The following is a 25,941-nucleotide window of genomic DNA, read 5'->3' on the forward strand; positions in this document are numbered from 1 at the left end:
TCGGCTATGAGAGATCCATGAGCGAAGACCTTCCCATCCTTTCCCCCATCGAAGCGCGTGTGCTCGGCTGCCTCATCGAGAAGAAGGAGCTGACGCCTGACGTCTATCCGCTGACGCTCAACGCAGCACTTGCCGCCGCCAACCAGAAGACCGCGCGCGAGCCGGTGATGGCGCTGGAGCAGACAGAGGTGCACCGGGGGCTGAAGCTGCTCGAGCAGAAGGGGCTGGTGCGGCAGATGTTCGGCTCGCGCGTCGAGCGCTATGAACACCAGATGGCGCAGCGCTTCTCGCTGACCACACCGCAGACCGCCTTGCTCGGTCTGCTGTTGCTGCGCGGACCGCAGACGGCGCATGAGCTCTTGGCGCGCGCTGAGCGCATGGCGCGGTTTGCGTCGATCGAGGACCTGCGCGGCGAACTCGACATGCTGATCGGCCGCCGGCCGCCGCTGATCCAGGAAATTCCGCGCGGGCCTGGCCAGCGCGAGGACCGCTACGTGCATCTCCTCACTGGCCCGGTGGACGTCGCAGCACTATCGGCGCAGCGCAGCGCGCCGTCCCTGCCTCATTCAGACCTGGAAGCAAGGCTGGAGGCTCTGGAGCAGGAACTCGCCGCTCTGCGCGCCCGGCTTGACGCGCTGGGCGCTTAGTTCTCTTTCGACGATGCCCGGCGCGACCAGGCGCGCCGGATTTCACATGGGATGCGGCAGTCTCAGCCGAGCTTGACGTCGAGCGATACCTTGATGGCGCCGAGCGCTTTCGAGACCGGGCATTCGGCCTTGGCTTTCTCGGCCAATTCCTTGAACTTCGCCGCATCAATACCGGGCACCTTGCCGACCAGCGTGATCGCGCTGCCGGTGATGCCTGTGCCGGGGACCAGCGTCACCACGGCCTTGGCGTCGAGTTCGGTCGCGGGCGTGCCGTTCTCGGCCAGGAAGTGCGACAGCTGCATGGCGTAGCAGCCGGCATGGGCGGCCGCGATCAGCTCTTCGGGATTGGTGCCGGATTTGCCGCTTTCATCCTCGAAACGCGCCTTGAAAGAATAGGGCGTGGCTTTCAGGGTGCCGCTCTGGGTGTCGAGCGTGCCTTTGCCCTCTTTCAGATTGCCTTTCCAGACGGCGGTTGCGGTGCGGTCCATGAAGTCCTCCTTGGTTGTGGGTAAGCGTGGCGTCCGGTCAACTATAGCGCGGGCGTGTGCGAAGACCACTGCGCTGTTTGGACCACGGCACGATGACGGCTCATTCGCTCCGGATGACTATTTGGGCCCTCCAGAAAAATATTCGGGTTTTCCGGAAAAAATGTTCGGGCAAGAATGTCGACTTCCATCCGGCCGGGCCGTCCTGCGGGCGGCCATGGGATTTGTGGCCGGATGGAGGTTCACATGGACAATCTGTTTTTCGCGCTGTGGAAGAGCCCGGGCTGCAGGCTTGAGCGACAGCAAGACTTCTGGCTGGACCCGCCGCCGTCTTGCTTCGGCAGGCTGCTGGCGGCTGCGGCCGTCATCGGGGTCGCGGCATGCCTTCTCGACCATGCGGCGGCGGTCGCGGGCCAGGCTGACACGCTCGTCACCGCATCCTATGGTTTGTCACAGCAAGGGAGCTGGAAATGAAATATATGTGCCTGGTCTATGGGGAGGAAAAAGACCTTTACGCGCTCACCGCCGAGAGGGGGGCCAAGCTCGACGCCGATTCGCTGGCCTATGACAGGGTGTTGGATCAGCAGGGCAAGCTGATCGTCGCCGAGGCGCTGCAGTCGGTGAAGACAGCCAAGACCGTGCGCCGGCGCCAGGGCAAGCGGCTGATCATCGATGGACCCTTTGCCGAAACCAAGGAGCAGTTGCTCGGTTTCATCATGGTCGAGGCCGCCACTCTCGACGAAGCGCTGGACATTGCCGCCGGCATTCCGCTGGCCGAAATTGGCACCATCGAGGTCAGGGCGATCTACGACATACCGGGGTCATGAAGACCGCAGCATGATCGGCCAGGGGTGACGGGTCCCCGGACGCTCGGGATTGCACGGGCGGCCCGGGTTTTGTTCATCAGCCGCAACTCTTGCGTGTTGAAGCAGCGCAAGTGTTCTTCTATCGTCAGGCGGATTTCTCGGGGGATTTCGACATGCCTTTCCTGATTGCGATCCTTGGCGTGCTGGGAGCAGCAGGTTTCTGGTGGTACCGGATGAAGGCCATGAACGAGGCCGCGCGGGAGGTCGCTGATGTTGTCGGGCGCGTGCAAGGCAACATCCGTCGCAAGAAGCTCCGCAACCAGGCGGCCCTGTCGCCGCTGACGGCGATCGACGATCCGGTGGTGGCCGCCGCGACGCTGATTACATCGATCGTTTCCGAGAATGGGCCGGTTTTGCCGCAGCGCGAGGCCGTCATCCGCGCTGTCATTTCCGAGATCGCCGACAAGAAGAAGACCGACGAGGCGGTGATCTACGCCAAATGGGCGGCGGCGCAGGTCGACGACACCACTGTCGTCATCGACAAGCTGGCGCCGTTCCTGCGCCAGCGTCTTGACGTCGCCGAGCGCAACGATCTGCTGCAGATGGTCAACCGGGCTGCCCAGGGCGGCGAGACGCGGCTTGAGATCGCTGATCAACGCATGCTGCGGCTGCGGCAGAAGCTCGGTTTTGAGGTCAACTGAAATCGCCTGGGCGCCTAGATCGCCTCGCCCTTCAATAGCCTCGGCGTCCCGGCTGACAGCCCCGATGCTTGGCGGATGAAAAAGTCCTTCAGGCGCGGCATGCGTTCGACGAGACCGAGGCCGATGTCGCGGACAGCGCGCAGCGGGGTGATGTCGTTGGAAAACAGCCGGTTCAACACATCCGTGGTGATGCCCATCTGCACCGTGTCGAAACGGCGCCATTGCTGGTAACGCTCGAGCACGTCGAGCGCGCCGATGTCCTGGCCGAGCCGGTCCGCCTCGACGATCACCTCGGCAAGTGCCGCGACATCCTTGAAGCCGAGATTGAGGCCCTGGCCGGCGATCGGGTGGATACCGTGCGCGGCGTCGCCGGCGAGCGCGATCCGCTGTGCGACGAAGGCGCGCGCGATGGTCAGGCCAAGCGGCCAGGCACGCGGCTTGTCGGCAACACGGATTTCTCCGAGCTTCAGGCTGAAGCGCTGTTCGAGTTCCTGCTCGAAGGCGAGATCGTCGCCTTCCACGAGCGCCTTGGCATCTTCCGCGCGTTCGACCCAGACGATCGACGAGCGGTTGGTGCCGTCCGCGTCCGGCTTGAGCGGCAGCGTGGCAAAGGGGCCGGCCGGCAAGAAATGCTCTTCGGCGCGGCCATTATGCGGGCGTTCATGCGCCACGGTGCAGACGATGCCGGACTGGCCATAGTCCCACTTCACCGTCTTGATGCCAGCCATGTCGCGCAGCTTCGAATTGACGCCGTCGGCGGCGACCAGCAGCCGCGCCGTCAGCATGTCACCGTCGGCCAGATGCACCGATATGCCGGCGCCATTGGTCTCAAAACCTTGCACCGCGACACCTTCGATGATGTCGATGCCGAGCTTTTCGGCCCTGGCGCGCAAAGCGCCGTTCAACGCCCTGTTGGCGACCATATGCGCGAACGGCTCGCCCGGTGCCACTTCGCCGCCGAAGGTCAGAAAGACCGGGCGGACCGGATCGGCGCTGCGCGAATCGGTGATGATCATCTCGGTGATCGCCTGCGCCTGCGGCGCGATCTCCGTCCAGACGCCGAGCTGGTCGAGCATGCGGCAGGCGGCGGCGGCAATGGCCGAGGCACGGCCATCCCTTTGCCAGGCGCCGGCGGGCGCGGCATCGACCAGCGCAACGGCAAGGCCCGGCCGCGCCTGCTTCAGCGAGACGGCGGTGGCCAGTCCGACATAGCCGGCGCCGGCGACGAGGACATCGAGCCTTGCCTTCGCTTCCGCCTTGCGTTCCATCATTCCGAATTCCTTTTGCCTGGCCATCTCAAACCATTGCGGTCTTGACTGCCTGTCCGTCCTGTCGGAAACCGCCATAACACTTCCGCTAGCGAGGGCGCGAAAGATGACGGCGGCCATGGACGAGCTTCTCGGCATTCTCGACCTCGAGAAGCTGGAACACAATCTGTATCGTGGTCGCAGCCCCTTGCTCGACTGGCAGCGCGTCTTCGGCGGCCAGACCATCGCCCAGGCGCTGGTCGCGGCGCAACGAACCGTCGACCCGGACCGCCATGTCCATTCGCTGCACGGTTATTTCATGCGGCCGGGCGATACCCAGGTGCCGATCGTCTACGAGGTCGACCGCATCCGCGATGGCGGGTCCTTCACCACGCGGCGCGTGGTGGCGATCCAGCACGGCCAGGCGATCTTTTCGCTGGAGGCCTCGTTCCAGCAGGATGAGATCGGGCTCGAACACCAGGTGCCGATGCCGCATGACGTGCCTGGACCGGAAACATTGCTGTCGCAGCGCGAACTGCTGGGCAAGTTCGCGGAGGCTGTGCCCGAAGGCATCAAGCGTTACTGGGAGCGCGACCGGCCGATCGAGATGAAGCCGGTGATGCTGAAGCATTACACCAGCCGGGAAAAGCTGGAGCCGAAGCAGAACATCTGGATCCGCACGACCGGTCCCGTACCGGCCGATCGCGCCACCCAGGCGGCGGTGCTCGCCTATCTCTCCGACATGACGCTGCTCGACACCTCGACCTTCGCGCACGGCCGCGCCATCTTCGACCGCGATATCCAGGCGGCGAGCCTGGACCATGCCATGTGGTTCCACCGCAGCCACCCGCTCGACGACTGGATGCTCTACACGCAAGACAGCCCGTCGACACAAGGGTCGCGCGGCTTTACGCGCGGCTCGCTGTTTGCCCGCGACGGCACGCTGATCGCCTCGGTTGCCCAGGAAGGTCTGATCCGGCTGAAGCGTTCGCCCGCAGAATAGGCATTTTGAGAAAATTGCCTAATATTTAATCAGATGCCTTGCCGCAACTGCGGGCGGACTGCGCCGGCGTAGCTCTCAATCCCTTTGTTTACAACCGGTTAACACCCTGCTTCGGCACTTGGCACGGAGCTTGAATCCTGATGAGCACTCTCCGGCTCTTTGGGATCGGTGAAGTCGTGCAAACGCGGGGGACCGCAACAGCAAAGGGTGAAACCTTATGAAAATCGTGATGGCAATCATCAAGCCGTTCAAGCTGGACGAGGTACGCGAAGCGCTTACCGCCGTCGGCATCCAGGGCCTGACCGTCACCGAAGTCAAAGGCTACGGGCGTCAGAAGGGGCATACGGAAATCTATCGCGGGGCGGAATACGCGGTCAGTTTCCTGCCGAAGATCAAGATCGAGGTCGCGGTCGCTGCAGACGTTGTCGACAAGGCCGTCGAAGCCATCACCGCGGCGGCCAAAACCGGCCAGATCGGCGACGGCAAGATCTTTGTTTTCGGTATCGAGCAGGCGGTGCGCATCCGCACCGGCGAAACAGACTCCGACGCATTGTAAGCGGCGAACACGTATTCCAATGGAGAGTTCAATGAACATACCTTCCACCATGAAGACGACGGGACGCGTGGCGGCGCTGAGCTCGCTCGCTCTCGCTGCATTGGGCACGGTCTCTGCATTCGCGCAGACCGTAGCTCCCGCCGCAGCCGCGGCAACGCCGGCTGCTGCCCCCACCCCGGTGCTCGATACCGGCAATACCGCCTGGATGCTGACCTCGACGGCACTCGTGCTGATGATGACCATCCCCGGCCTGGCGCTGTTCTACGGCGGCATGGTGCGCAAGAAGAACGTGCTCGCCACCATCATGCAGAGCTTTGCCATCACCTGCCTGGTGACGGTGCTGTGGTTCATGTTCGGCTATTCGCTGGCCTTCTCCACCAATGACTCCGCAAGCCTGAACAACTACATCGGCGGCGCTTCAAGGTTCTTCCATCACGGCATCACCGTCTCGACGCTGTGGCTGCCGGGCGTGGCGAACATTCCTGAATTCGTCTTCTCGATGTTCCAGATGACCTTCGCCATCATCACCCCCGCGCTGATTGCCGGCGCCTTTGCCGAGCGCATGAAATTCTCGGCTCTGCTGATCTTCATGGCGCTGTGGCTGCTCATCGTCTACGCGCCGATCGCGCATTGGGTCTGGGGCGGCGGCTTCCTTGGCGCGGCTGGCGTGCTCGACTTTGCCGGCGGCACGGTCGTCCATATCAACGCCGGTGTGGCCGGTCTCGTCTGCGCGCTCGTTCTCGGCAAGCGCGAAGGCTATGGCACCACCAACATGGCGCCGCACAACCTGGTCTATTCGGTCATCGGCGCTTCGCTGCTGTGGGTCGGCTGGTTCGGCTTCAACGCCGGTTCGGAACTGGCGGCTGACGGCCTCGCCGGTGCTGCCATGCTCAACACCCAGGTCGCCACCGCCGCGGCGGCGCTGGCCTGGATGTTCGCCGAATGGATCGTCGCCAAGAAGCCTTCCGTGCTCGGCATCATCTCGGGTGCTGTCGCCGGCCTGGTGGCGGTGACGCCTGCTTCCGGCTTCGTCAACCCGACCGGCGCCTTCATCGTCGGCATCGTCGCCGGCGTGGTCTGCTACCTCTCGGCGGTCAAGGTGAAGCATATGTTCGGCTATGACGACTCGCTCGACGCCTTTGGCGTCCATGGCGTCGGCGGCGTGGTCGGCGCGTTGCTGACCGGCGTGCTCGCTGATCCGGCGATCAATGCGCTCGGCAAGGACGCTTCGATTGGCAAGCAGCTCTATGGCATCGCCTTCACCATCCTGTGGACGGCGGTTGCCACCTTCGTGATCCTCTACATCGTCAAGGCGCTGGTCGGCCTGCGTCCGACGACCCAGGAAGAGGTCGAGGGCCTCGACATCTCCCAGCATGGCGAAGTGGTGCCGTAAGGCCAGCTTAGCCTACGGGGCCGGCGGAACCCTCCTCCCGCCGGCCCCTTGCTTGCCTTCCCGATGCCAGACCGAAACGCTGCACGATTTCCTGGCTTCGAAAAGAATCCCGTCGTGACACTCCCGCAAGGAGTTCACGCATTGAGGCCCGGATCGCATCCGGGCCTCTTTTTTTGGCAATTCATTCTGACTATGCCTGACTGCGTGCAATCACGTTCTCGTGAAGAAGATTTTCGAGGAAACATTGACTGTCCTGGCCCCGAACTGTGAAGGCGATCGTCGTTCAGGCGCTCGTGTGCACAACACAGGGAAGGAATTTTCTCATGAACTTCAAGAATATCTGCCTCGGAGCACTCGCGCTTTCCATGGTCAGCGGCGTGGCATTGGCGGGCGCCCTCGATGATCCGAACGACATGTCTCCGTTCTTCACCGATTCGGGCATGAAAACCATGAAGCCGATGGAAGAGTTCAAGGCGGCCTTCATGGCAATGCCGAAGGACAAGCAGGACGCCATGATGAAGGAGTGCCAGGACGCGGCGATGAGCAAGCCTCATGCCGAGTTCTGCGCCAATGTGAAGATGCTCGGCGGCGCCAACAAGTAACACGCCGCCTGACCAGGACAAACGGATGGCGGGCTAGGGGCCCGCCGTTTTCATGCGGTGCACGGTGGCCTGGAGATCTCCATGCCAAAGGGATCGTCACCGGCGGCCTTATAGTTAATGCAGCCTTAACCTTCCCACAGCTAGTCTGGCCCTCGAATCTGCCGGAGTGCGTCATGCGCTGCGGCCAGGCAATCACTGACGGGGAAGAGCATGCGTTCAGGGGCTTCAGCACCGCTCGCGCTGGCCGATACGGGGCACGGCATCCAGGCTTTTGCGCGGCGGCAGGTCGGCCGGCTGGTCGGCGCGGGCCTGTTTCTGTCTGTTGCCTTCGGGGTTGCCAGCCTCGCCACCTGGAACGTTGCCGATCCAAGCTTCTCGCACGCCACGAACAACACCGTCACCAATGCCATGGGCTATGCCGGCGCGGTGTTCTCCGACCTTGCCATGCAGTTCTTCGGGCTTGCCGCGGTCGCCGCGCTGGTTCCGGCCGTCATCTGGGGCTACCTCCTGTTTTCGGCGCGCGGCGTCGACAGGCTGCCCAAGCGCGGGCTGTTCTGGTTCGGTTTCGCGCTGCTCGCCGCCGCGATCGCCGGCTGCATCGTTCCGCCCAAGACCTGGCCTTTGCCGACCGGCCTTGGCGGCGTGTTTGGCGACATGGTGCTCAAGATCCCCGGCGTCCTTGTCGGCGGCTACCCGACCGGGTTGATTGCCAGCGTGCTCGCCGTGCTGCTGGCCGCGCCGACGCTGTGGCTGTTCGCCTATGGCGCGGCGCTGATCGGGCGCAAGAACGGTTTTGCCGTGATGGAAGAACCGGCCGCGGCGGAACCGCGCGAGGACGATCTTCTGTTCGACAATGACGAGGATGAGGGCGACGAAGGCATATTGGCGCTGGGTGCCATTACCCATTGGTGGCTCTCGTTGCGCGCATGGATGCATCGCCGCGCCGTGCGCCGCAGGCAGGAGCGGGAAGAGTATGAACCGGAGATGGAGCAGCGCTCCACCGCCTGGCGGCGCGCCGCCGAACGGGTCGAATCGGCCGAGTACGCTGAATCGCGGGTGAGCCAGGACGGTCGCGCCCGCGTCGAGCCGGAATTCTTCGCCGCCATGGTCAGTGACCGCAGTGTTTCCGTCGATCCGGACGATGACGATGTCTTCGACCGCGACGACGAGGATATCGATCTCGACGACGAGCCCGTCACCCAGCGCCGTACGGCCCCGACGGCCAAGGTGCAGCAGTACCGTTCCGATGCCGCGACCCGCGTCGCGGCGCCGGCACCGCGCCCGGCTCCGGGCGCGCGTGTCCAGCGCGAGGCGCAGACCTCGCTGATCGGCTCGGAAACGTTCGAGATGCCGTCGCTGCATTTCCTGTCCGAGCCCAAGAATGTGGTGCGCGATGCCAGCCTGTCGAAGGACGCGCTGGAGCAGAACGCGCGGCTGCTCGAAGGCGTGCTGGAGGATTTCGGCGTCAAGGGCGAGATCATTGCCGTGCGTCCCGGCCCTGTCGTCACACTCTATGAACTTGAGCCGGCGCCCGGCATCAAGTCGTCGCGCGTCATCGGCCTGTCCGACGACATTGCGCGCTCGATGAGCGCGATCGCCTGCCGCGTCGCCGTGGTGCCCGGCCGCAACGCCATCGGCATCGAACTGCCGAACGCCAAGCGCGAAACCGTCTATCTCAGGGAGATCCTGGCCAGCCGCGACTTCGAAACCACCAAGGCCAAGCTGGCGCTGGCGCTGGGCAAGACCATCAATGGCGAGGCCGTTATCGTCGACATTGCCAAGATGCCGCATGTGCTGGTCGCCGGCACCACCGGCTCGGGCAAGTCGGTTGCCATCAACACCATGATCCTGTCGCTGCTCTACAAGCTGACGCCGCAGGAATGCCGGCTGATCATGATCGACCCGAAGATGCTGGAACTTTCCGTCTATGACGGCATCCCGCATCTTCTGACGCCCGTCGTTACCGATCCCAAGAAGGCGGTGGTGGCGCTGAAATGGACCGTGCGGGAGATGGAGGACCGCTACCGCAAGATGTCCAAGGTCGGCGTGCGCAACATCGACGGCTTCAACGCCCGGGTCCAGCAGGCCGAGAAAAAAGGCGAAAAAATCTCACGCACCGTGCAGACCGGCTTCGACCGCCAGACGGGCGAGGCGATCTACGAGACCGAGGATCTCGACCTCGAGCCGATGCCCTACATCGTCGTCATCATCGACGAAATGGCCGACCTGATGATGGTCGCCGGCAAAGACATCGAAGGCGCGGTGCAGCGCCTGGCGCAGATGGCGCGTGCTGCCGGCATCCATGTCATCATGGCCACGCAACGTCCATCGGTCGACGTCATCACCGGCACCATCAAGGCCAACTTCCCGACCCGTATCTCCTTCCAGGTGACGTCGAAGATCGACAGCCGCACCATTCTGGGCGAGCAGGGCGCCGAGCAGCTGCTCGGCATGGGCGACATGCTCTACATGGCCGGCGGCGGCCGTATCCAGCGCGTGCACGGCCCCTTCGTCGCCGACGAGGAGGTCGAAAAGATCGTCGCGCATCTGAAGCTGCAGGGCGTGCCGGAATATCTCGATGCCATCACCGAGGATGACGACGAGGACGATGACGAGCCGTCCGGCAAGGGCGGGACCGGCGGCGGTGGCGCCAACAGCAATCTGGACGATTCCGACGACCCGTATGACCAGGCGGTGGCCGTGGTGTTGCGCGACGGCAAGGCCTCCACCAGCTACATCCAGCGCCGGCTCGGCATCGGCTATAACAGGGCCGCCTCGATCATCGAGAAGATGGAGAAGGAGGGCATTGTCGGCGCCGCCAATCATGCCGGCAAACGCGAGATCCTGGTGCCGACCGAAGACGACAAATTCTGATGGGAAGCCGGCCGCAACCTTGAACCTTGCGGCGCGTTGAACCTGAACCTTGCAGCGCGTTGAAGCGGGTATCCGCCAAACTTCAGCCCAACTGGGGGCTCAGAACAACGACAGATACAGGAATCACCACGAGAGTGACCGCCATGAAAAACGATCTTTCCGCACTCGGCAATTTCGCCCCGACCCGCCGCCAGCTGCTTGGCCTCGGCCTTGTCGCCGTGGGTGCCGCCGCACTCAATGTGGTGCCCGGCTTCGAATTGCTGGCCTCGGCGCAGGCGGCCGTGCCTGCCGCCGCGCAGAAAATCGCCGACCATTTTTCGTCGGTGAAATCGATGAGCGGGGAATTCGTGCAGTTCGGCCCCAAGGGCGAGCAGACCGGCGGCAAGTTCTTCCTCGAGCGGCCGGGCAAGATCCGCTTCAACTATGATGGCGCCTCGAACTTCAAGGTGATTTCCGACGGCAAGTCGGTGGTCATTCTCAACAAGAAAATGAACACTTCGGATCTCTATCCGCTGTCGAAGACGCCGCTGAAGCTGCTGCTCGACGACCGCATCGACCTCTCCGGCGACCGCGTCAAGAGCGTCAAGGAAGAGGACGACCTCACCACCATCAAGCTCTCCGACAAGTCGGTGTTCGGCAATGCCATGATCACCATGATGTTCGACCCGAAAACCTATGACCTGCGCCAGTGGACGATCACCGACGCCCAGGGCAAGGACACCACGGTGATGATCTTCAACACCAAGGAAGGCGTCAGCTTCGCCGCCGACACTTTTGCCATCGACTATACGGCCAACCGCGAGCTGAACACCAAGACGCGGTAGAACCAATTGCTCCAATAGCTGTGGAAAGAACCGGGCTGCGCCTCACAAGGCGCGACCCGCCTTGTCTTTGGGGCCTTCGGCTGGCAGTTTCCGGACTGACCCCTCAAAAGGCGTCTTCTCTGTCAGGGCCTATCGGTCCTGGCTGGCCGCACGCTGTCTTGGACTGCCAATGCCTTTTTCGATTGCCACCTGGAACATCAACTCCGTCCGCCTGCGCATGCCGATCGTCGAGCGCCTGTTGGATGAGTACGCCCCCGATGTGCTCTGCCTGCAGGAAACGAAAGTTCCCGATGAGCTGTTTCCCGAAAAGGCGTTCCGCAGGCTCGGCTACCAGCACATCGCCTTTCATGGCCAGAAGGGCTATCACGGCGTGGCGACGGTTGCGCGGCGGCCGATTGAGCTGGTCGAAAAGCGCCGCTTCTGCGAGATCGAGGACAGCCGGCATCTGTCGGTGACGGTGCAGGCCGGCGGCAAGACGATCCTCGTCCACAATTTCTACGTTCCGGCGGGTGGTGACGAACCCAATCCCGAGATCAGCAAGAAGTTCAAGCACAAGCTCGATTTCGTCGCCGAGATGAACGTCATCCGCGCCGAGCACAGCGAGGTGTCCGCCTCGGTGCTGGTCGGCGATCTCAACATCGCGCCGCTCGAGCACGACGTCTGGTCGCACAAGCAATTGCTCAACGTGGTCAGCCACACGCCGGTCGAGACTGAAAACTTCGAGGCGATGCGGTTGGCCGGCGACTGGGTCGACCTGATGCGGCTCAACGTGCCCCTGGAGCAGAAGCTCTACACCTGGTGGAGTTATCGCGCGCAGGATTGGGAAGCCTCCAATCGCGGCCGGCGGCTCGACCATGTCTGGTCATCGCCCAATTTGGTGCCCGATTTCGCCGGCTACGAGATCCTGAGGGCGGCGCGCGGCTGGGAACGGCCGTCGGACCATGTGCCGGTCATCGCGCGCTTCGACCTGGATTAGGTATGCCGATATTCAGGTGAGGCCGGCCTGCAAATGGCCGATACCTCCGCTTCCCCGTTCTACTGCGTCGCAGTAGAACGGTGCTCACGTACGAAAAGTACGCTCCGCTCCGGTTCTCGGTATCAGCCATTTTCGACTCGGCCTGACCTGAATCTCGACATACCCAGCGTCTCGGCTGAGATGGGTCCGCACTCACCCCGAAAACCGCGGCGCCAGTTTCTCGATGCGGCGGATCATGGTCTGGAATTCCTCGGAAATGCGCTCGTGGAGTTTCACCGCGACTTCGGGATATTCCTCCAGGATGCGGCGGAACATCTTGCGGCTCAGCCTGATCACTTCGGAGTCGATTTCGGCCGAGGCGCTGGTCAGCCGGTTGCTGTCGGCGATCAACGCCAGTTCGCTCAGGATTGTGCCGGGGCCGGCGGTGCCGATCGGGATGCGCTCGCCAGTTTGCTCGCGATAGAGCACGATGCGTCCGCTGACCACGACATAGGCCGAATCGGCCTCATCGTCCTCGCGGTAAAGCTTGTGGTTGGCTTGCAGCAGGGTGTTCTCGGCGCCGAAGGCGAGCAGACGCAGCTGTTCCTGCGTGAAACCCTGGAAGAGCTTCACGGCGGACAGGATGCGGATGTCGTCATCCAGCGCCATCTCTAGCTGCGTCCCCGAACGGTCAGTCCAATCCCTCCTTCACGAGTAGATCCCGAATCCCTCTCCACAGGACCGCACCCGAAAGCGGTCCCGCCCAGACCGCATATTGGATAATGAAATGTTTAAGGAACCAGCTTGTAGCCGCCGCTTTCTGTCACAAGAATTTCCGCATTGGAAGGATCGCGCTCGATCTTCTGGCGCAGCCGGTAGACGTGGGTTTCCAGCGTGTGCGTGGTGACGCCGGAATTGTAGCCCCAGACCTCCTCGAGCAGCACGTCGCGCGTCACCACCTTCTGGTCGGCGCGATAGAGATATTTGATGATCGAGGCTTCCTTCTCCGTCAGCCGCACCTTGCCGCCACGCGGGTCGATGAGCAGCTTCTGGCTGGGCTTGAAGGTGTAGGGGCCGACCGAGAAGGTGGCGTCCTCGCTCTGCTCATGCTGGCGCAGCTGGGCGCGGATGCGCGCCAACAGCACCGCGAAGCGGAACGGCTTCGTCACATAGTCGTTGGCGCCGGCCTCTAGACCCAGAATCGTGTCCGAATCGGTGTCGTGGCCGGTCAGCATGATGATGGGCGCCTTGTAGCCGCCCTTGCGCAGGATCTTCACCGCCTCGCGGCCATCCATGTCGGGCAGGCCGACATCCATGATGAGCAGGTCGATGAGGCCGCCGCGTGCCGCGGTGACGCCTTTTGCCGCGGTCGCTTCCTGCAGCACGTCGAATTCCTCGTAGAGGGCAAGTTGCTCGACCAGTGTGCCGCGCAGGTCGTCATCGTCGTCGACGATCAGAATGGTGCGTGAAGTCATGGATCAATCCGTTGTTTTGAAAAGTGAATTCAGTTGACCGCTGCGTATTTATGCGGAAGCTGGCGTACACAATAGCCGATCACAGTGATTTGTTCCGTGGCACGATCATACAAGAAAAAACGCGATCGCAATGCAGCCGGCGCAATTTTGGTAAAAGGGCTGCGTTTGCTGACCGTGCGGGCAAGGCCGGGCCATCCAACCCAGGGCCTGCTGCAGGCCGGGAAAACGGTGTTTGCCTGTGCGCTGGGGTGGGGTGGCATCTCGGCCGACAAGCGCGAGGGCGATGGCGCCACGCCGCTCGGCTCGATGCGGATCCTGTCGGGTTATTTCCGGGGAGATCAGTTTGCCGGTGGCCGCCGGACGCGGCTGGCGATGACGCCGATCGGACCCGATCTCGGCTGGTGCGAGGTGCCGGACGACCGCAACTACAACCGGCCGGTCAAGATCCCCTATGGCGCCAGCCACGAACGCATGCGGCGCGACGACCGGCTCTATGATGCCTGCCTGGTGCTCGACTGGAACATTTCGCCGCGCCGCCGTGGGCGTGGCAGCGCCATCTTCTTCCACCTGGCGCGCCCCGGTTTCACGCCGACGCAAGGCTGCGTCGCGGTGACCGCGCGGACCATGGCGCGGCTGCTGCCATTGCTGTCGGATCGGACGGTGGTGAGAGTGGTGAGGTAGGCAGTAGGGCTCTCTTCCGATGCCTACTGCCTATTCCCTACTGCCCAATCCCTACTTCCTCGGCTGCTGCCAGCCAATATCGAGCAGGCCCAGACGGCCGATCTCGCGGTCCATGGCCCGGGCGATGTCCTTGCGGCCGGCGCCGATATCGCGCAACTGGCGATCGGACAGATCCTCGACGTTCTGGTGCGGAAGATTGACCGCGACCCTGGCCTGACGCAGCCAGTCACGGACTGCCGAAAGCCACGCCGGCCGGGCGGTATATGCGGGGTGAAGAGCGATATGAGACATGATGCGATCCGTTCATCCGGACTTCAAATCCGGTTTAATGGTACTTCGATGCTCACATCATGCCTGATTGAAATCTTGGGAGGAAACGAGTAGTTTTTGTTCAATCATCAAGTTAAATTTGAGGATCAAGACGCCATGCTCCGCTCTTTCGAGGTCAAGTGCTGATGGCCCGCCTGCTCCCCGGAACGCGTGCGCTGAGGACCTTCGAGGCAGCGGCGCGGCACCTCAATTTCACCCGTGCCGCCGACGAGCTTGGGCTGACGCCGGCCGCGGTCAGCCACCAGGTCAAGGAAATCGAGGATCAGCTCGATCTGGTGCTGTTCACGCGCACCAGCCGCACCATGCGGCTGACGGAAGCGGGAAACGTGCTGTTCGAGGCGTCGATCGACGCGCTCGACCTGCTCAACCGGGCGGTGTCCCGCGCCCGCAAGATGACGCGCGGCACGGCGTTGCTGAAGGTGACGCTCGACGCGCAGTTCGCGACAAAATGGCTGATGCGGCGCGTCGATGATTTCCGCCGCCAAAGGCCGGGCATCGAGCTGCGCTTCGACATCACCTACGATGTCAGGGACTTCGAGCGCGACGACGTCGACATCGGCATCCGCTTCGGCACCGGCAAATATCCGGGGCTGTGCGCGCACCGGCTGTTCGAAAACATCATCATCCCGGTGTGCAGCCCGGCGCTGCTCGCTTCAGGCCCGCCGCTCAATGAGCCGCGCGATCTGTTCCAGCACACGCTCGCGCATATCGAATGGTCGCGGCAAGGCGTCACCTGGCCGAACTGGAGCATGTGGATGCAGGCGGCGGGCGTCGATGATTTCGACGACAGCCGCACCCTCGTCTTCGGCTCCTCGACCGATGCCACGCAGGCAGCACTGGATGGGAACGCCGTGGCGCTGGCCGATTTCGCCATGGTGGCCAACGACCTGTCGCAGGGACGTCTTGTCCGCCCCTTCCAACTCGGCATCAAGGTCGCGCCGGAATTCGCCTATTTCCTGGTCTATCCGCAAACCGCGAAGGACGACGCGCGCATCGTCGCGTTTCGCGAATGGCTTCTTGAGGAAGCGGCAAAGACGCCCAGCACGGACAAGGCATAGGCCGGTTCCGCCGCGCTCGGTCCTTGGTTCACGACCGGGCGTTGTGACCGAAGACCATCCTTGTGTACTTCTTCCACTTCCATTTCAGGCTCTTGTACAAACGCGGGTATCTTTTCGCGGAAATGGAGGTCTCAAACGCTCCGTTTTCGCTTCCCTGCTCGACAATCGGCCGTTCGAACCACAGCATTTCAATGCCGAGCTTCTCATCCATCTGTTCGACCTGGTGGTCGATCGAGGTGTATATCTTGTTCTGATCGATCCAGGCGCAACGGGCTTCGGCGACCGGACGGGTGATGAGGTAGGAATCGGTACATCTGGCATGGAGTGCCGGGTAGAGCCTTTGACCCCTGCGCAATTTCCAGCTCGGCGTGTAGTAGTTGCTGCCATTGCCGAGATAGATGACGGCCTTGCGCGTGGGGCTGCCAAGCTCGGCCATCCCTTGCCGGAACTTGGCGACGAAGTCGCGGGCGAGGAAGACGTCGTCCTCGAACACCAGGCAATAGGGCAGGTCGGTCTCAAGGAAATCGCGCCAGATGCCGACATGCTTCAGCGCCAGCGAAACGGCCGGCGCGTGGGTAAAGGTGGGCGCGACCAGCTCGTTGCGGATCTCCGGGGTGATATCGGGCCGGTCCCAGTCCGTGTAAAAATAGACTGGCACGCCGCGCCGCTCGAACTCGCGGACAATGTGGCGGCGTCGGTCGTCGTAACCCTGCTTGACGTGACAGATCCGGGTGAACACCAGGTCGCGCGGAAATCCGGACTTTTCTGCCATCGTCAACGCACCGTTCAGCTTGCCGCGGCGCCGAACCAGCCGATCACCGCGCCGATGATCAACAAGACACCCAGCCAGTGACCGCCGTCGATGAGGGTCAGGTCCCAGCCGAAATTCTCATAGCGATGGTTGACCGACAGCGTCGTGGCGACGAAACCCAGCCAAAGCACGAAGCCGAAGATAAGCCCTGCAAGCCATGTCGGCTCGCCGCCGGTCATGGCGCCGACGACCAGGGCCATGATGTAGGCCATGATCAGTTCGGCGATGAAGCTGATGATGAAGGGCAGCGGCGATTTCTTCATGGTCGTGGCATCGAGCCTGGCGGCTTTGAGCCATGGTTTGCTCAACGCCATGTACCAGGCGGCACCGAACAGCCAAGCCACGACAGCGGCGGCGATCACCGCCAGCCAGTTCACTGCTGAAAAATCCATGAGCTTCCCCCCTCCAGACGCAGGCCGAGCACCCTGCATGTGCCTTGTATCGAGCGCTTCGCCGATGGCGTCAAGCAAACCGCCAGACAGTGGTGCGCTTGACCAGCGCGTCCTCCAATGCCCGGGTGACGGCGACTTCATAGACGGCAAGCGGTTCCAGCCCGGCCGTTGGCATGTATGACCGACCGGGATCGCCAACGAAGATCTCGGCGCCGCGTGCCTTGAGCGTCGCAAACCACGGCATCAACAGATCGGCGAAGGATTTGTCGTAGAAAACGTCACCGGCCAGGATCACGTCCCAGCCCGCATCGGCGCCGATGCAGTCGGTGCCGAGGAATTTGACCTGGACGTCATTGGCCTCGCCGTTGAGCCGGATCGCGGTGGCGCAGAACGGGTCGATGTCGGCGGCGATCACCTCAACGGCGCCCGCCTTGGCGGCGGCGATGGCGACGAGGCCGGAGCCCGAGGCGAAGTCGAGCACGCGCTTGCCCCGCACCTTGTCGGGATTGTCCAGGACATAGCGGGCGAGGCCTTGGCCGCCGGCCCAGGCAAACGCCCAGAAGGGTGGTGGCAGGCCGATCTCGACCAGTTCGTCCTCGGTCCGCTGCCAAAGATCGTGCGCTTCATCGGCGAGGCGCAGAACAATCTCAGGCACATGCGGCGGCGCTATCAGCGCCGTGTTGTCGAGAATGAATTTTTGCGCGCTGTTTGGCGTCAGGACCGTCACGGAGCAGGTATCAGGCCGCCCATGCGGCAGACTTCCTTCCATTCGGCCGGGGTGACCGGCTGCACGGAAAGCCGCCCAAGCCGCACCAGCGCCATTTCGGCAAGCTTGGGATTGGCCTTGACCTGTTCCAGCGTCGGCGGGTTCGGCATGTCCTTGACGGCGCGGATATCGACGCATTCCCAGCGCGGATCGTCCGAAGTGGTGTCGGGGTGCGCCAGCCCGCAGACCTCGGCGATGCCGACGACGTTCAGCCCCTCATTGGAATGGTAGAAGAAGCCGAGATCGCCGATCTGCATCGCCTTCATGTTGTTGCGGGCGGCGTAGTTGCGCACGCCGTCCCACTGCGTGCCGGCCTTGCCCTTGGCCTTCAGCATCTCGAAGGAGAACTTGAACGGCTCCGATTTGAACAACCAGTAGTTCATGCCTGTGCTCCTCCTTGCGACGCGCCTTGTCTGCGGCTGGAATTAACTAGCCGCCGGCTTGTTGAACGTCCAGTTCCACTGGCGGATTTCGACGCTTTCGAACAGGCCGGCCTTGGCGTAGGGATCGGCGGCCGACAGGGCTTGCGCCGCGGCCAGGTCAGGCGCATCGACAACCACCAGGCTGCCATTGGGCTTGCCGTCGGCATCGAGGAACGGGCCGGCAAAGGCCAGTTTCTTCTCCGCATTCAGCCCTTCGAGAAAAGCAACATGCACCGGCCGCGTGTCGATGCGTACCTGCAGGCTTCCGGGCTTGTCCTTGCAAACAAAAGCAAACAGCATGGTCTTTCTCCTGGTCTTCGGTTCGAGGTTGGGGGGCTCAGCTTGGTGGGGATCAATCGTTGGTTTCGGTCTTCAGCGGCCGGGTCATCAAGGCGGTCACGGCCTGGCGGATGGTGATGGTGCCGTCCAGTATGGCCGCGACAGCGGCGATGATCGGCGCGTCTATGCCGCGCTCGACGGCGATGCGGGCGGCGATGGCCGCTGTCGGCACGCCCTCGGCAAGCGGCAGGCCGGCAAGCGGTTTACCCTGACCGAGTGCCAGCCCATAAGCAAAGTTGCGTGATTGCGCCGATGAACAGGTCAGCAGCAGGTCGCCGAGGCCGGAAAGCCCCATCAAAGTCTCGGGCCTGGCGCCGAAGGCAGCGCCGATGCGGCGCAGTTCGACGAAGCCGCGGGTCACCATGGCGGCCTGGGCGCTGGCGCCGAGCCCGGCGCCGGTGACGGCGCCCGCGGCGATGGCAAAGACATTCTTCAGGGCGCCGCCGATCTCGACGCCGATCAGGTCGTCGCTGGAATAGCAGCGCAGGTTTTCGGCCGAAAAGCGGGCAGCAAGATCGGCCGCCAGGGCCTCGTCGCCGGCCGCGACCACCACCGCTGTCGGCAAGCCGCGGGCGACATCGGTGGCGAAGCTTGGACCCGACAGTGCGGCGACCGGATTTCCAGGCAGGATCTCCTCGACGATTGCGGACAGCAAGGCGCCGGTGTCGCGCTCGATGCCCTTGGCGCAAAGGACAAGCGGGACGCCCGAAGGCATGTAGTCCTTGGCGGACGCCAGCGTCGCTCGCAGCGATTGCGCAGGCGTCACCGCCAGTACGCAATCGGCGCCTGTGAGCGCCGCCTTGATGTCGGATGTCGCCTCGATGCCGGGCTCAATCGCAATGCCGGGCAAGTAGCGCGGGTTCTGGCCCTGGCCGATCGCGGCCACGGTTTCCGGGTCGCGCGCGAACAGGCGCACCGCATGGCCGGCGCGCAGCGTGGCCAGCGCCAGCGCCGTACCCCATGCGCCGCCGCCGAGTACTGTGACGCGCCAGGCTTTTTGGCCCGGCAGGTTCGCGGCTTCTCCAGTCATGCCTTGGCTCCGCGCCGGCCGGACCCGATCATCGGTATGGATATGCTGTCCAGCGGCCAGCGCGAGCGTGGCACGAAATCGAAGCCGTTCTCCTGCGCCAGGCCTTCGCGCAGGCGCTCGATGCCGGCCCAGGCGATCATCGCCGCATTGTCGGTGCACAGCTTCAGCGGCGGCGCGACGAAGGTGAAGCCGGCGTCAGCGCAAAGCCGCTCCAGCGTCGCCTTGATGGTGCGGTTGGCGGCGACGCCACCGGCGACGACCAGGGCGGGCTTTCTCGTGCCAGGAAATGTTTGGCTGAAGCGTGCCAGCGCGCGGGAAACGCGGTCTGCCAGCGCATCGGCGACCGCCGCCTGGAACGAGGCACAGATGTCGGCGACGTCCTGGTCGCTCAAGGGCGCGATGGCCGTCGCGGCCTGGCGCACAGCCGTCTTCAAGCCGGAGAAGGAGAAGTCGGGCTGCGCCGATCCCTTCATCGGGCGCGGGAAGGCGAAGCGCGTGGCGTCGCCTGATACCGCTGCCTTCTCGACATTCGGCCCGCCGGGATAGGGCAGGCCGAGCATCTTGGCGGTCTTGTCGAAGGCTTCGCCGAGCGCGTCATCGATGGTGGTGGCCCAGCGCTGATAGTCGCCGACCCCGCGCACGGCGAGGATCTGCGTGTGGCCGCCAGAGACCAGCAGCAGCAGATAGGGGAATTCGAGCCCATCGGTCAGCCGCGCCGTCAAGGCATGGCCTTCGAGGTGGTTGATGGCGATAAGCGGCTTGTTCGCTGCCGCGGCGATCGCCTTGGCCGTCATCAGCCCGACGATCAGGCCGCCGACCAGGCCGGGGCCGGCTGTGGCGGCGATCGCATCGATATCGTCAAGGTCTGTGCCCGAATCGGCAAGTGCTGCCTCGATGATGCCGTCCAGCGCCTCGACATGGGCGCGCGCGGCGATCTCCGGCACGACACCACCGAAGGCGGCATGCTCCTCGATCTGGGAAAGCACGACGTTGGACAGGATTTTCGGCGCGGCGTCGCCCTCCAGCGCCACGACGCTGGCGGCGGTTTCGTCACAACTCGTCTCAATGCCCAGAACGCGGATCAATTCGTCGCTATTCCCGAAGATTGTATCGTGAGGCTTTCCCCTTTAGGAGAAAGCCCGAAAGGCCTCGCTTGCCCGGGGGTTATCACGGACCGCGCGTCATGCAAACAACCTTGAAAATCGGAACACGCGGCAGCCCGCTGGCGCTGGCCCAGGCGCATGAAACGCAGGCGCGGCTGATGGCCGCGCATGGCCTGCCGGCGGAGGCGTTCGAAGTGGTCGTTATCTCGACCAGCGGCGACCGCATCCAGGACCGACCACTGTCGGAAGCCGGCGGCAAGGGTCTGTTCACCAAGGAAATCGAGGAGGCTCTGCTCGCCGGCGCGATCGACATCGCGGTGCATTCGTCGAAGGACATGCCGACGCAACTGCCCGATGGCCTGGAACTCTCCGCCTTCCTGCCGCGCGAGGATGCGCGCGACGCTTTTGTCGGCAAGGCGGCGAAGACCATCGCCGAGCTGCCGCGCGGGGCCAAAGTCGGCTCGTCATCGCTCAGGCGGCAGGCGCTGATCCGCCGCATGCGGCCGGATCTCGACGTGGTGATGTTTCGCGGCAATGTGCAGACGCGGCTGCGCAAGCTGGACGAAGGGGTCGCCGCCGGCACCATCCTCGCTTATGCCGGGCTGAAGCGGCTCGGCCTGGAGCATGTCGTTACCGACCTGATACCGCTCGACATGTTCCCGCCGGCACCCGGACAAGGCGCGATCGGCATCGAGACCCGTATCGGCGATCGCGCTGTCGAGAAGATGCTGATCGCCATCCACGATGTGCCGACCGGGCAAGCCTTGGCCTGCGAAAGGGCCTTCCTCGCGGCGCTCGACGGCTCCTGCCGCACGCCGATCGCCGGCTATGCGGCGATCGAGGCCGGAAAGCTCTCTTTCGCGGGCCTGATCATTTCGCCCGACGGCACGCAGTCGCACACGGTCGAACTGCAAGGGGCAGCGCAGGATGCCGCCCGCATCGGCGATGAGGCCGCACGGACCGTTCGCGCCAGGGCTGGCGGAAAATTCTTCGACGGCTGGCTCTGAACATGCTTCGCGTCCTGGTGACCAGGCCGGAGCCAGGCGCCTCGCGCACGGCGCGGCGGCTTCAGGACATGGGATTCCAGCCGATTCTGCTGCCGCTGACCGAAACGACGGCCTTGCCTGCCGTTGCCGGGCTGATCCCCGGCGATGCCGTCGCCGTTGCCGTCACCAGCGCCAATGCCGTGCGCCATGCCCCAAAGGCGGTCATCGCCGCGCTTGCTGCTCTACCTTGCCATGCCGTGGGAACCAGGACCACTGAGGCGGCCCGCAAGATGGGATTCTCTTCGGTCATCGAAGGCGCCAGTGATGCCGAGGCGCTGGCCGACAGCATTGCGGCGGCGTTTCCCGGCAAGGCGATCGTCTATCTCTGCGGCCGCGTGCGGTTTGCGCTGTTTGAGCAGAGGCTGGAAGCGGCAGGGGTCCGGGTACGCGCTGTGGAGACATACGACACGCTTCCGGTGGGATATTCCGACGAGACGATCCTGGCGCTTCTGTCGGGTCAAGCGGTCGATGCGGTGCTGCTTTATTCGGCCAAGGCGGGTGCCGCGATGCAGGTCCTGGCCAAACGGCCGGCTTTGCAAGGCCTCTTTGAAAAGACTTTGTTTTTCGCGCTTTCCGCGCGCATCGCCGCTGCTTTTGACGACAGCGCCGGCAAAGCAATCCGTATTGCGGCGCAGCCCGACGAGGAGGCGCTGCTGGCGCTTTTGCCGCCGCCCCGCTGACCCGCGTCATCACACCGCCCCTTTTCACCGCTTGGTGATGTGCTAGACCCTTTCTGAACCATCATGCGCCGCCAGGCGTTGAGACGAAGCGAATTTGCGGAGCCCCGGCATGGTCAAGACGCCGAAGATGCGACACTCGAAAAGCCGCCGCGAGCCGGTGACCATCGATCTCGAACCGGGCGCCGTCTCCCGCATCGTCGACGAGGCTGCGGCGACGTCTCCGGCGGCAACCGAAGAAGCCCCAGCGGACGCCATAGCGGTGGAACCTTCCCAAGCGGATGTTCCCGAAGAGCCGGTGCATGCGGACCAGGTCGATCTCGAACCCTGGGAGCACTCCGATGCCGCGACGGCCGGGGCGGCCGAGGCGGAAACGCCGGCAGAGGCTGAGGCCAAAGCCGCCGAGCCGGAGCTGCCCTATCCCGGTTCGGATGCGGCGCCCAGCCGCACCAAGGCTACTTCCGATTACAATTTCGAGGATGCGTCGGCCAAGCGCGTCGACGACAGCAAGGCAAAAACCGAGACACGGGAGGACAAGATGGCGCCGACACCTCCTTCGGCAAAGCGTGGCGGCGTCAACGGGATCGCCGCCGGCATCATCGGCGGTGTCATCGCGCTGGTCGGCGCCGGCGGCCTGCAGTTTGCCGGCCTGCTCGGCGCACCGGGTTCCGGCGCCGGTGTCTCGCTCGACGGCGTCAACGGCGAGATCGCTTCGCTGAAGAGCGAAATCGCCGGGCTGAAGGAAGCCGGCGGCAGCGGCGATGCAACGGCCAAGCTGGTCGGGCTTTCCTCGGGCCTGGAGCAGGTAAAGGCCGACGTAGCCGCGTTGAAATCGGCGGTCGCATCCGGCGGCGCGGGCGACAATGCCGGGCTCGCCGCGCTGGGCGACAAGGTCACGCAGATCGAAACCGCGGTCGCCGCCCTCGGCAAGGCCGGCGGCGCGGCGCCGGTCGATCTCGGCCCGCTCAACGAGAAGCTGTCCGGTCTCGATGCGCTGGTGAAATCAACGGGCGAGGCGGCGAAGGCGCAGGATGGCCGGCTCACCGCGCTGGAACAGTCGGTGTCGCAGCTCTCCGGCAAGGTCGAGGCCGCGGCCGGACAGCCGAAGATCGCGCTCGCCATCGCCGCGTCGGCCTTGAAGTCGGCGCTCGAACGCGGCGCGCCGTTCTCGGCCGAACTCGATACGCTGGCCGCGATTTCACCCAACGCGCCGGAACTCGCGACCTTGCGGCCGTATGCCGAGAAGGGCGTGCCCACCCGCACCGAGATCGCCGCGCAGATGGATGCCGCCGCCAATGCGATGGTCGTAGCCGCAACGCCGGTCGATCAGAATGCCGGCTTCCTGCAGAATCTGATGTCGAGTGCCGAATCGCTGGTCAAGGTCCGGCCGATCGGCGCCGTCGAAGGTGCTGGTGCGCCGGAAACCGTGGCGCGCATGGAGGTGGCGGTCACCCAGGGCGACTATGCCAAGGCGCTCAGCGAGTACAATTCGCTGCCCGAGGCCGTGAAGGCTGCAGGGGCTGAATTTGCCGGCAAACTGAAGGCGCGCATTGAAGTCGAAACCCAGGTCGACACGCTGATCTCCAGCGCGATGAAGGCATGAGGGCAACACGATGATCCGCCTGCTCGTCTTCCTCATCGTCGTCTTCGCGCTCGGGCTGGGCTTTGCCTGGCTGGCCGATCGGCCGGGCGACATGGTCGTTACCTTCAACGGCTACCAGTACCAGGTCAGCCTGATGGTGGCGGCGGTGGCCGTCGTTGCCGTGGTCGCCGGGGTGATGATCCTGTGGTGGCTGATCAAGTCGCTGTGGAACAGCCCCTACACCATCTCCCGCTATTTCCGCGTACGGCGCCGCGACCGTGGCTATCAGGCGCTGTCGACGGGCATGATCGCCGCCGGCGCCGGCGACGGTGCGCTGGCGCGCAAGAAGACCAAGGAAGCGGCCAAGCTGATCCGTTCCGACCAGGAGCCGCTGATCCATCTGCTGGAGGCGCAGGCATCGCTGCTCGAAGGCGACCATGAAGGGGCGCGCCAAAAATTCGAGAGCATGCTCGACGATCCCGAAATGCGGCTGCTTGGCCTGCGTGGTCTGTACCTCGAAGCCGAACGGCTCGGTGACCGCAACGCCGCCCGGCACTATGCCGGCCGTGCCGCCGCAGTGGCGCCGCAACTGGCCTGGGCGGCCGAATCGACGCTTGAGGAGCTGGCTGCGCGCGGCGACTGGGACGGCGCACTGAAGCTGGTCGATGCGCAGAAGTCGACACGCCAGATCGAACGCGACGCCGCCAACCGCCGCCGCGCCGTGCTGTTGACCGCCAAGGCGCAATCGCTGGCCGACAGCGATCCCGCTGCCGCCAGGACAGCGGCGATCGAGGCCAACAAGCTGCAACCGGACTTTGCGCCGGCCGCCGTTGCCGCGGCTGCCGCACTGTTCAAACAGAACGACGTGCGCAAGGGCTCGAAGATCCTCGAAGCCGCCTGGAAGGCCGAGCCGCATCCGGAGATCGCCGAGCTCTATACGCATGCCCGTCCGGGCGACGCCGTGCTCGACCGGCTCAACCGGGCGAAGAAGCTGCAGGAGATGAAGAAGAACCACGCAGAATCGTCGATGACAGTGGCGCGTGCCGCGCTCGACGCGCAGGATTTTTCGACCGCGCGACGTGAGGCCGAGGCCGCGATCCGGATGGACCGCCGCGAAGGCGCCTATCTGCTGCTGGCCGATATCGAGGAAGCCGAGACCGGCGACCAGGGCAAGGTGCGGCAGCTGCTGTCCAAGGCGGTGCGGGCGCCGCGCGACCCGGCCTGGGTGGCCGATGGCGTCGTTTCGGAGCGCTGGGCACCGGTATCGCCGGTCACCGGACGGCTCGATGCCTTCGAGTGGCGGGCGCCGATGGAACGGCTTGGCCAGTTGATCGACAGCCGCGAGGACGCGCCGGAAGCCGCCGTTGCGGCTATCGAAGCTCCGGCGAGGCCAGAAAAGCCGATCGATGTGATTGATCATTCCGCCCCGGGCAGCGAGGGCAAGCGAGCCGAGAGCCACGAAGACCACGTCACGCCGGTCACGGCTGCAGCCTTTGCCGCCATACCGGCCGATGCCGAGGCGGTCGAGCCGGCGGAAGAACTGACGCGCCTGCCGGATGATCCGGGCGTCGATCCGGACGAGGAAGCGGAAAAGTCGCCGCGCCGGTTCCGGCTGTTTTGATTTGGCCATTAGGCCGTTTGGGAATGGATTGATGTTCGAACGCGTTCTTTCGTTTCTCAGGGATTTGCCAACCGGCGCCGGCACGCACACAAGCACGGATGATCCGCGCGTCGCGGCGTCGGCATTGCTCTATCATGTGATGAACGCCGATGGCGTGCGCCAGGATGTCGAGTGGGAACGGTTCAAGGCGGTGCTTGCCGAAAGCTACTCGATCAGCGGTGCCGAACTCGAAGCGCTGGCCGCCGCCGGCGAGCAAGCCGACAATGAGGCGATCGACCTCTATGCCTTCACCAGCGTGCTCAAGCGCCATCTCGACGCGGACGGACGCAAGGCCTTTATCGGGCTGATGTGGGAGATCGTCTATGCCGATGGCGAACTGCACGAGCTCGAGGACAATACTGTGTGGCGCGTCGCCGAGCTGATCGGCGTCGAGCGTCACGACCGGGTCGAGGCGCGCCGAAAGGCGGCGGCGCAAGCGCCGGGTGCGCGTGGCATTTCAAGCGACGAATAGACGG

Annotated in this window: 30 protein-coding genes; 18 read left to right on the forward strand and 12 right to left on the reverse strand. The window is 64.2% G+C overall.

Translation table 11 applies throughout. The annotated features are described in order from the left end of the window. The first annotated feature begins 17 nt into the window (after positions 1–17). The gene (locus EB235_RS05940; protein ID WP_027031882.1) at positions 18–647 is read left to right on the forward strand and encodes a YceH family protein; all 630 of its coding nucleotides are present in this window, start codon (positions 18–20) and stop codon (positions 645–647) included. A gap of 62 nt (positions 648–709) precedes the next feature. On the opposite strand, the gene EB235_RS05945 is transcribed toward EB235_RS05940, so the two are convergent. Then, a complete protein-coding gene (locus EB235_RS05945) occupies positions 710–1,135 on the reverse strand; it encodes an OsmC family protein (protein WP_027031881.1) in 426 nt (141 codons plus the stop codon). A 243-nt stretch (positions 1,136–1,378) separates the two neighbouring features. Between EB235_RS05945 and EB235_RS05950 the strand changes: the two genes are divergently transcribed. The 3 genes from EB235_RS05950 to EB235_RS05960 all read left to right on the forward strand — a co-directional run bounded on the left by EB235_RS05950 (position 1,379) and on the right by EB235_RS05960 (position 2,639). After that, positions 1,379–1,606 (forward strand): hypothetical protein, encoded by a 228-nt coding sequence (locus tag EB235_RS05950; protein ID WP_027031880.1) that lies wholly within the window; start codon positions 1,379–1,381, stop codon positions 1,604–1,606. Continuing rightward, a complete protein-coding gene (locus tag EB235_RS05955; RefSeq protein ID WP_027031879.1) occupies positions 1,603–1,959 on the forward strand; it encodes a YciI family protein in 357 nt (118 codons plus the stop codon). The genes EB235_RS05950 and EB235_RS05955 overlap by 4 nt, the downstream gene beginning before the upstream one ends. A 152-nt stretch (positions 1,960–2,111) precedes the next feature. Beyond that, the gene (locus EB235_RS05960; protein ID WP_027031878.1) at positions 2,112–2,639 is read left to right on the forward strand and encodes a hypothetical protein; all 528 of its coding nucleotides are present in this window, start codon (positions 2,112–2,114) and stop codon (positions 2,637–2,639) included. 14 nt (positions 2,640–2,653) lie between these two features. On the opposite strand, the gene EB235_RS05965 is transcribed toward EB235_RS05960, so the two are convergent. Beyond that, positions 2,654–3,907: a ubiquinone biosynthesis hydroxylase gene (locus EB235_RS05965; RefSeq protein WP_171878168.1), complete on the reverse strand. Its 1,254-nt coding sequence runs from the start codon at positions 3,905–3,907 to the stop codon at positions 2,654–2,656. Between the two features lie 106 nt (positions 3,908–4,013). On the opposite strand from EB235_RS05965, the gene tesB reads away from it, so the two are divergent. The 7 genes from tesB (at position 4,014) to EB235_RS06000 (ending at position 12,114) form a co-directional block, all read left to right on the forward strand. Then, entirely contained in the window at positions 4,014–4,889 is an 876-nt protein-coding gene (gene tesB, locus EB235_RS05970) for an acyl-CoA thioesterase II (RefSeq protein WP_027031876.1), read from the forward strand. A gap of 217 nt (positions 4,890–5,106) precedes the next feature. Beyond that, positions 5,107–5,445, forward strand: a complete 339-nt coding sequence (locus EB235_RS05975) for a P-II family nitrogen regulator (RefSeq protein ID WP_027031875.1) — start codon at positions 5,107–5,109, stop codon at positions 5,443–5,445. Positions 5,446–5,494: 49 nt separating this feature from the next. After that, positions 5,495–6,838, forward strand: coding sequence for an ammonium transporter (locus EB235_RS05980; RefSeq protein ID WP_430515882.1), 1,344 nt, complete (start codon positions 5,495–5,497; stop codon positions 6,836–6,838). 323 nt (positions 6,839–7,161) lie between these two features. Then, on the forward strand, positions 7,162–7,440 hold the full coding sequence (locus tag EB235_RS05985; protein ID WP_027031873.1) for a hypothetical protein: 279 nt from the start codon (positions 7,162–7,164) through the stop codon (positions 7,438–7,440). 210 nt (positions 7,441–7,650) lie between these two features. After that, complete coding sequence (locus tag EB235_RS05990; RefSeq protein ID WP_027031872.1) at positions 7,651–10,314, forward strand: DNA translocase FtsK; 2,664 nt, start codon at positions 7,651–7,653, stop codon at positions 10,312–10,314. Between the two features lie 143 nt (positions 10,315–10,457). After that, the gene (locus EB235_RS05995) at positions 10,458–11,138 is read left to right on the forward strand and encodes an outer membrane lipoprotein carrier protein LolA (protein WP_027031871.1); all 681 of its coding nucleotides are present in this window, start codon (positions 10,458–10,460) and stop codon (positions 11,136–11,138) included. 169 nt (positions 11,139–11,307) lie between these two features. Then, entirely contained in the window at positions 11,308–12,114 is an 807-nt protein-coding gene (locus EB235_RS06000) for an exodeoxyribonuclease III (RefSeq protein ID WP_027031870.1), read from the forward strand. A 192-nt stretch (positions 12,115–12,306) separates the two neighbouring features. Here EB235_RS06000 and EB235_RS06005 read toward each other — a convergent pair whose 3' ends face one another. Next, positions 12,307–12,762, reverse strand: coding sequence for a cyclic nucleotide-binding domain-containing protein (locus EB235_RS06005; RefSeq protein WP_027031869.1), 456 nt, complete (start codon positions 12,760–12,762; stop codon positions 12,307–12,309). Positions 12,763–12,884: 122 nt separating this feature from the next. After that, the gene (locus EB235_RS06010) at positions 12,885–13,568 is read right to left on the reverse strand and encodes a response regulator transcription factor (RefSeq protein ID WP_010912284.1); all 684 of its coding nucleotides are present in this window, start codon (positions 13,566–13,568) and stop codon (positions 12,885–12,887) included. A 144-nt stretch (positions 13,569–13,712) separates the two neighbouring features. Here EB235_RS06010 and EB235_RS06015 point away from each other — a divergent pair, with 144 nt between their 5' ends. After that, entirely contained in the window at positions 13,713–14,249 is a 537-nt protein-coding gene (locus EB235_RS06015; protein ID WP_171878169.1) for a L,D-transpeptidase family protein, read from the forward strand. Between the two features lie 51 nt (positions 14,250–14,300). On the opposite strand, the gene EB235_RS06020 is transcribed toward EB235_RS06015, so the two are convergent. Then, entirely contained in the window at positions 14,301–14,540 is a 240-nt protein-coding gene (locus EB235_RS06020) for a hypothetical protein (protein WP_027031867.1), read from the reverse strand. Between the two features lie 164 nt (positions 14,541–14,704). Between EB235_RS06020 and gcvA the strand changes: the two genes are divergently transcribed. Continuing rightward, the gene (gene gcvA, locus EB235_RS06025; RefSeq protein WP_027031866.1) at positions 14,705–15,637 is read left to right on the forward strand and encodes a transcriptional regulator GcvA; all 933 of its coding nucleotides are present in this window, start codon (positions 14,705–14,707) and stop codon (positions 15,635–15,637) included. Positions 15,638–15,665: 28 nt separating this feature from the next. Here gcvA and EB235_RS06030 read toward each other — a convergent pair whose 3' ends face one another. The 7 genes from EB235_RS06030 to tsaD form a co-directional block, all read right to left on the reverse strand. Beyond that, positions 15,666–16,409, reverse strand: coding sequence for a glycosyltransferase family 25 protein (locus tag EB235_RS06030; protein ID WP_027031865.1), 744 nt, complete (start codon positions 16,407–16,409; stop codon positions 15,666–15,668). Between the two features lie 14 nt (positions 16,410–16,423). Next, entirely contained in the window at positions 16,424–16,840 is a 417-nt protein-coding gene (locus EB235_RS06035; protein WP_027031864.1) for a DUF1761 domain-containing protein, read from the reverse strand. A 70-nt stretch (positions 16,841–16,910) separates the two neighbouring features. Beyond that, a complete protein-coding gene (locus EB235_RS06040; RefSeq protein WP_171878135.1) occupies positions 16,911–17,609 on the reverse strand; it encodes a class I SAM-dependent methyltransferase in 699 nt (232 codons plus the stop codon). Continuing rightward, positions 17,564–17,989, reverse strand: coding sequence for an EVE domain-containing protein (locus EB235_RS06045; protein WP_027031862.1), 426 nt, complete (start codon positions 17,987–17,989; stop codon positions 17,564–17,566). Before EB235_RS06045 ends, EB235_RS06040 begins: the two co-directional genes overlap by 46 nt. 42 nt (positions 17,990–18,031) lie before the next feature. Beyond that, a complete protein-coding gene (locus tag EB235_RS06050; RefSeq protein WP_027031861.1) occupies positions 18,032–18,328 on the reverse strand; it encodes a YciI-like protein in 297 nt (98 codons plus the stop codon). 52 nt (positions 18,329–18,380) lie between these two features. Beyond that, entirely contained in the window at positions 18,381–19,397 is a 1,017-nt protein-coding gene (locus tag EB235_RS06055) for an NAD(P)H-dependent glycerol-3-phosphate dehydrogenase (protein WP_027031860.1), read from the reverse strand. After that, positions 19,394–20,479 (reverse strand): tRNA (adenosine(37)-N6)-threonylcarbamoyltransferase complex transferase subunit TsaD, encoded by a 1,086-nt coding sequence (tsaD, locus tag EB235_RS06060; RefSeq protein ID WP_171878170.1) that lies wholly within the window; start codon positions 20,477–20,479, stop codon positions 19,394–19,396. Before tsaD ends, EB235_RS06055 begins: the two co-directional genes overlap by 4 nt. A 101-nt stretch (positions 20,480–20,580) precedes the next feature. On the opposite strand from tsaD, the gene hemC reads away from it, so the two are divergent. The 5 genes from hemC (at position 20,581) to EB235_RS06085 (ending at position 25,937) form a co-directional block, all read left to right on the forward strand. After that, positions 20,581–21,507 carry a hydroxymethylbilane synthase gene (hemC, locus tag EB235_RS06065; RefSeq protein WP_027031858.1) on the forward strand — a complete coding sequence of 309 codons (927 nt, stop codon included), beginning with the start codon at positions 20,581–20,583 and terminating at the stop codon, positions 21,505–21,507. Positions 21,508–21,509: 2 nt separating this feature from the next. Beyond that, positions 21,510–22,226 (forward strand): uroporphyrinogen-III synthase, encoded by a 717-nt coding sequence (locus EB235_RS06070; protein ID WP_027031857.1) that lies wholly within the window; start codon positions 21,510–21,512, stop codon positions 22,224–22,226. Positions 22,227–22,335: 109 nt separating this feature from the next. After that, positions 22,336–23,826 (forward strand): COG4223 family protein, encoded by a 1,491-nt coding sequence (locus EB235_RS06075; RefSeq protein ID WP_027031856.1) that lies wholly within the window; start codon positions 22,336–22,338, stop codon positions 23,824–23,826. Positions 23,827–23,836: 10 nt separating this feature from the next. Further along, on the forward strand, positions 23,837–25,426 hold the full coding sequence (locus EB235_RS06080) for a heme biosynthesis protein HemY (RefSeq protein ID WP_027031855.1): 1,590 nt from the start codon (positions 23,837–23,839) through the stop codon (positions 25,424–25,426). Between the two features lie 31 nt (positions 25,427–25,457). Continuing rightward, complete coding sequence (locus tag EB235_RS06085) at positions 25,458–25,937, forward strand: TerB family tellurite resistance protein (protein WP_027031854.1); 480 nt, start codon at positions 25,458–25,460, stop codon at positions 25,935–25,937. The last annotated feature ends 4 nt before the right edge of the window (positions 25,938–25,941 follow it).

It is taken from the genome of Mesorhizobium loti R88b, assembly GCF_013170845.1.
In the GTDB taxonomy this organism is placed as follows: Bacteria; Pseudomonadota; Alphaproteobacteria; order Rhizobiales; family Rhizobiaceae; genus Mesorhizobium; species Mesorhizobium loti_B.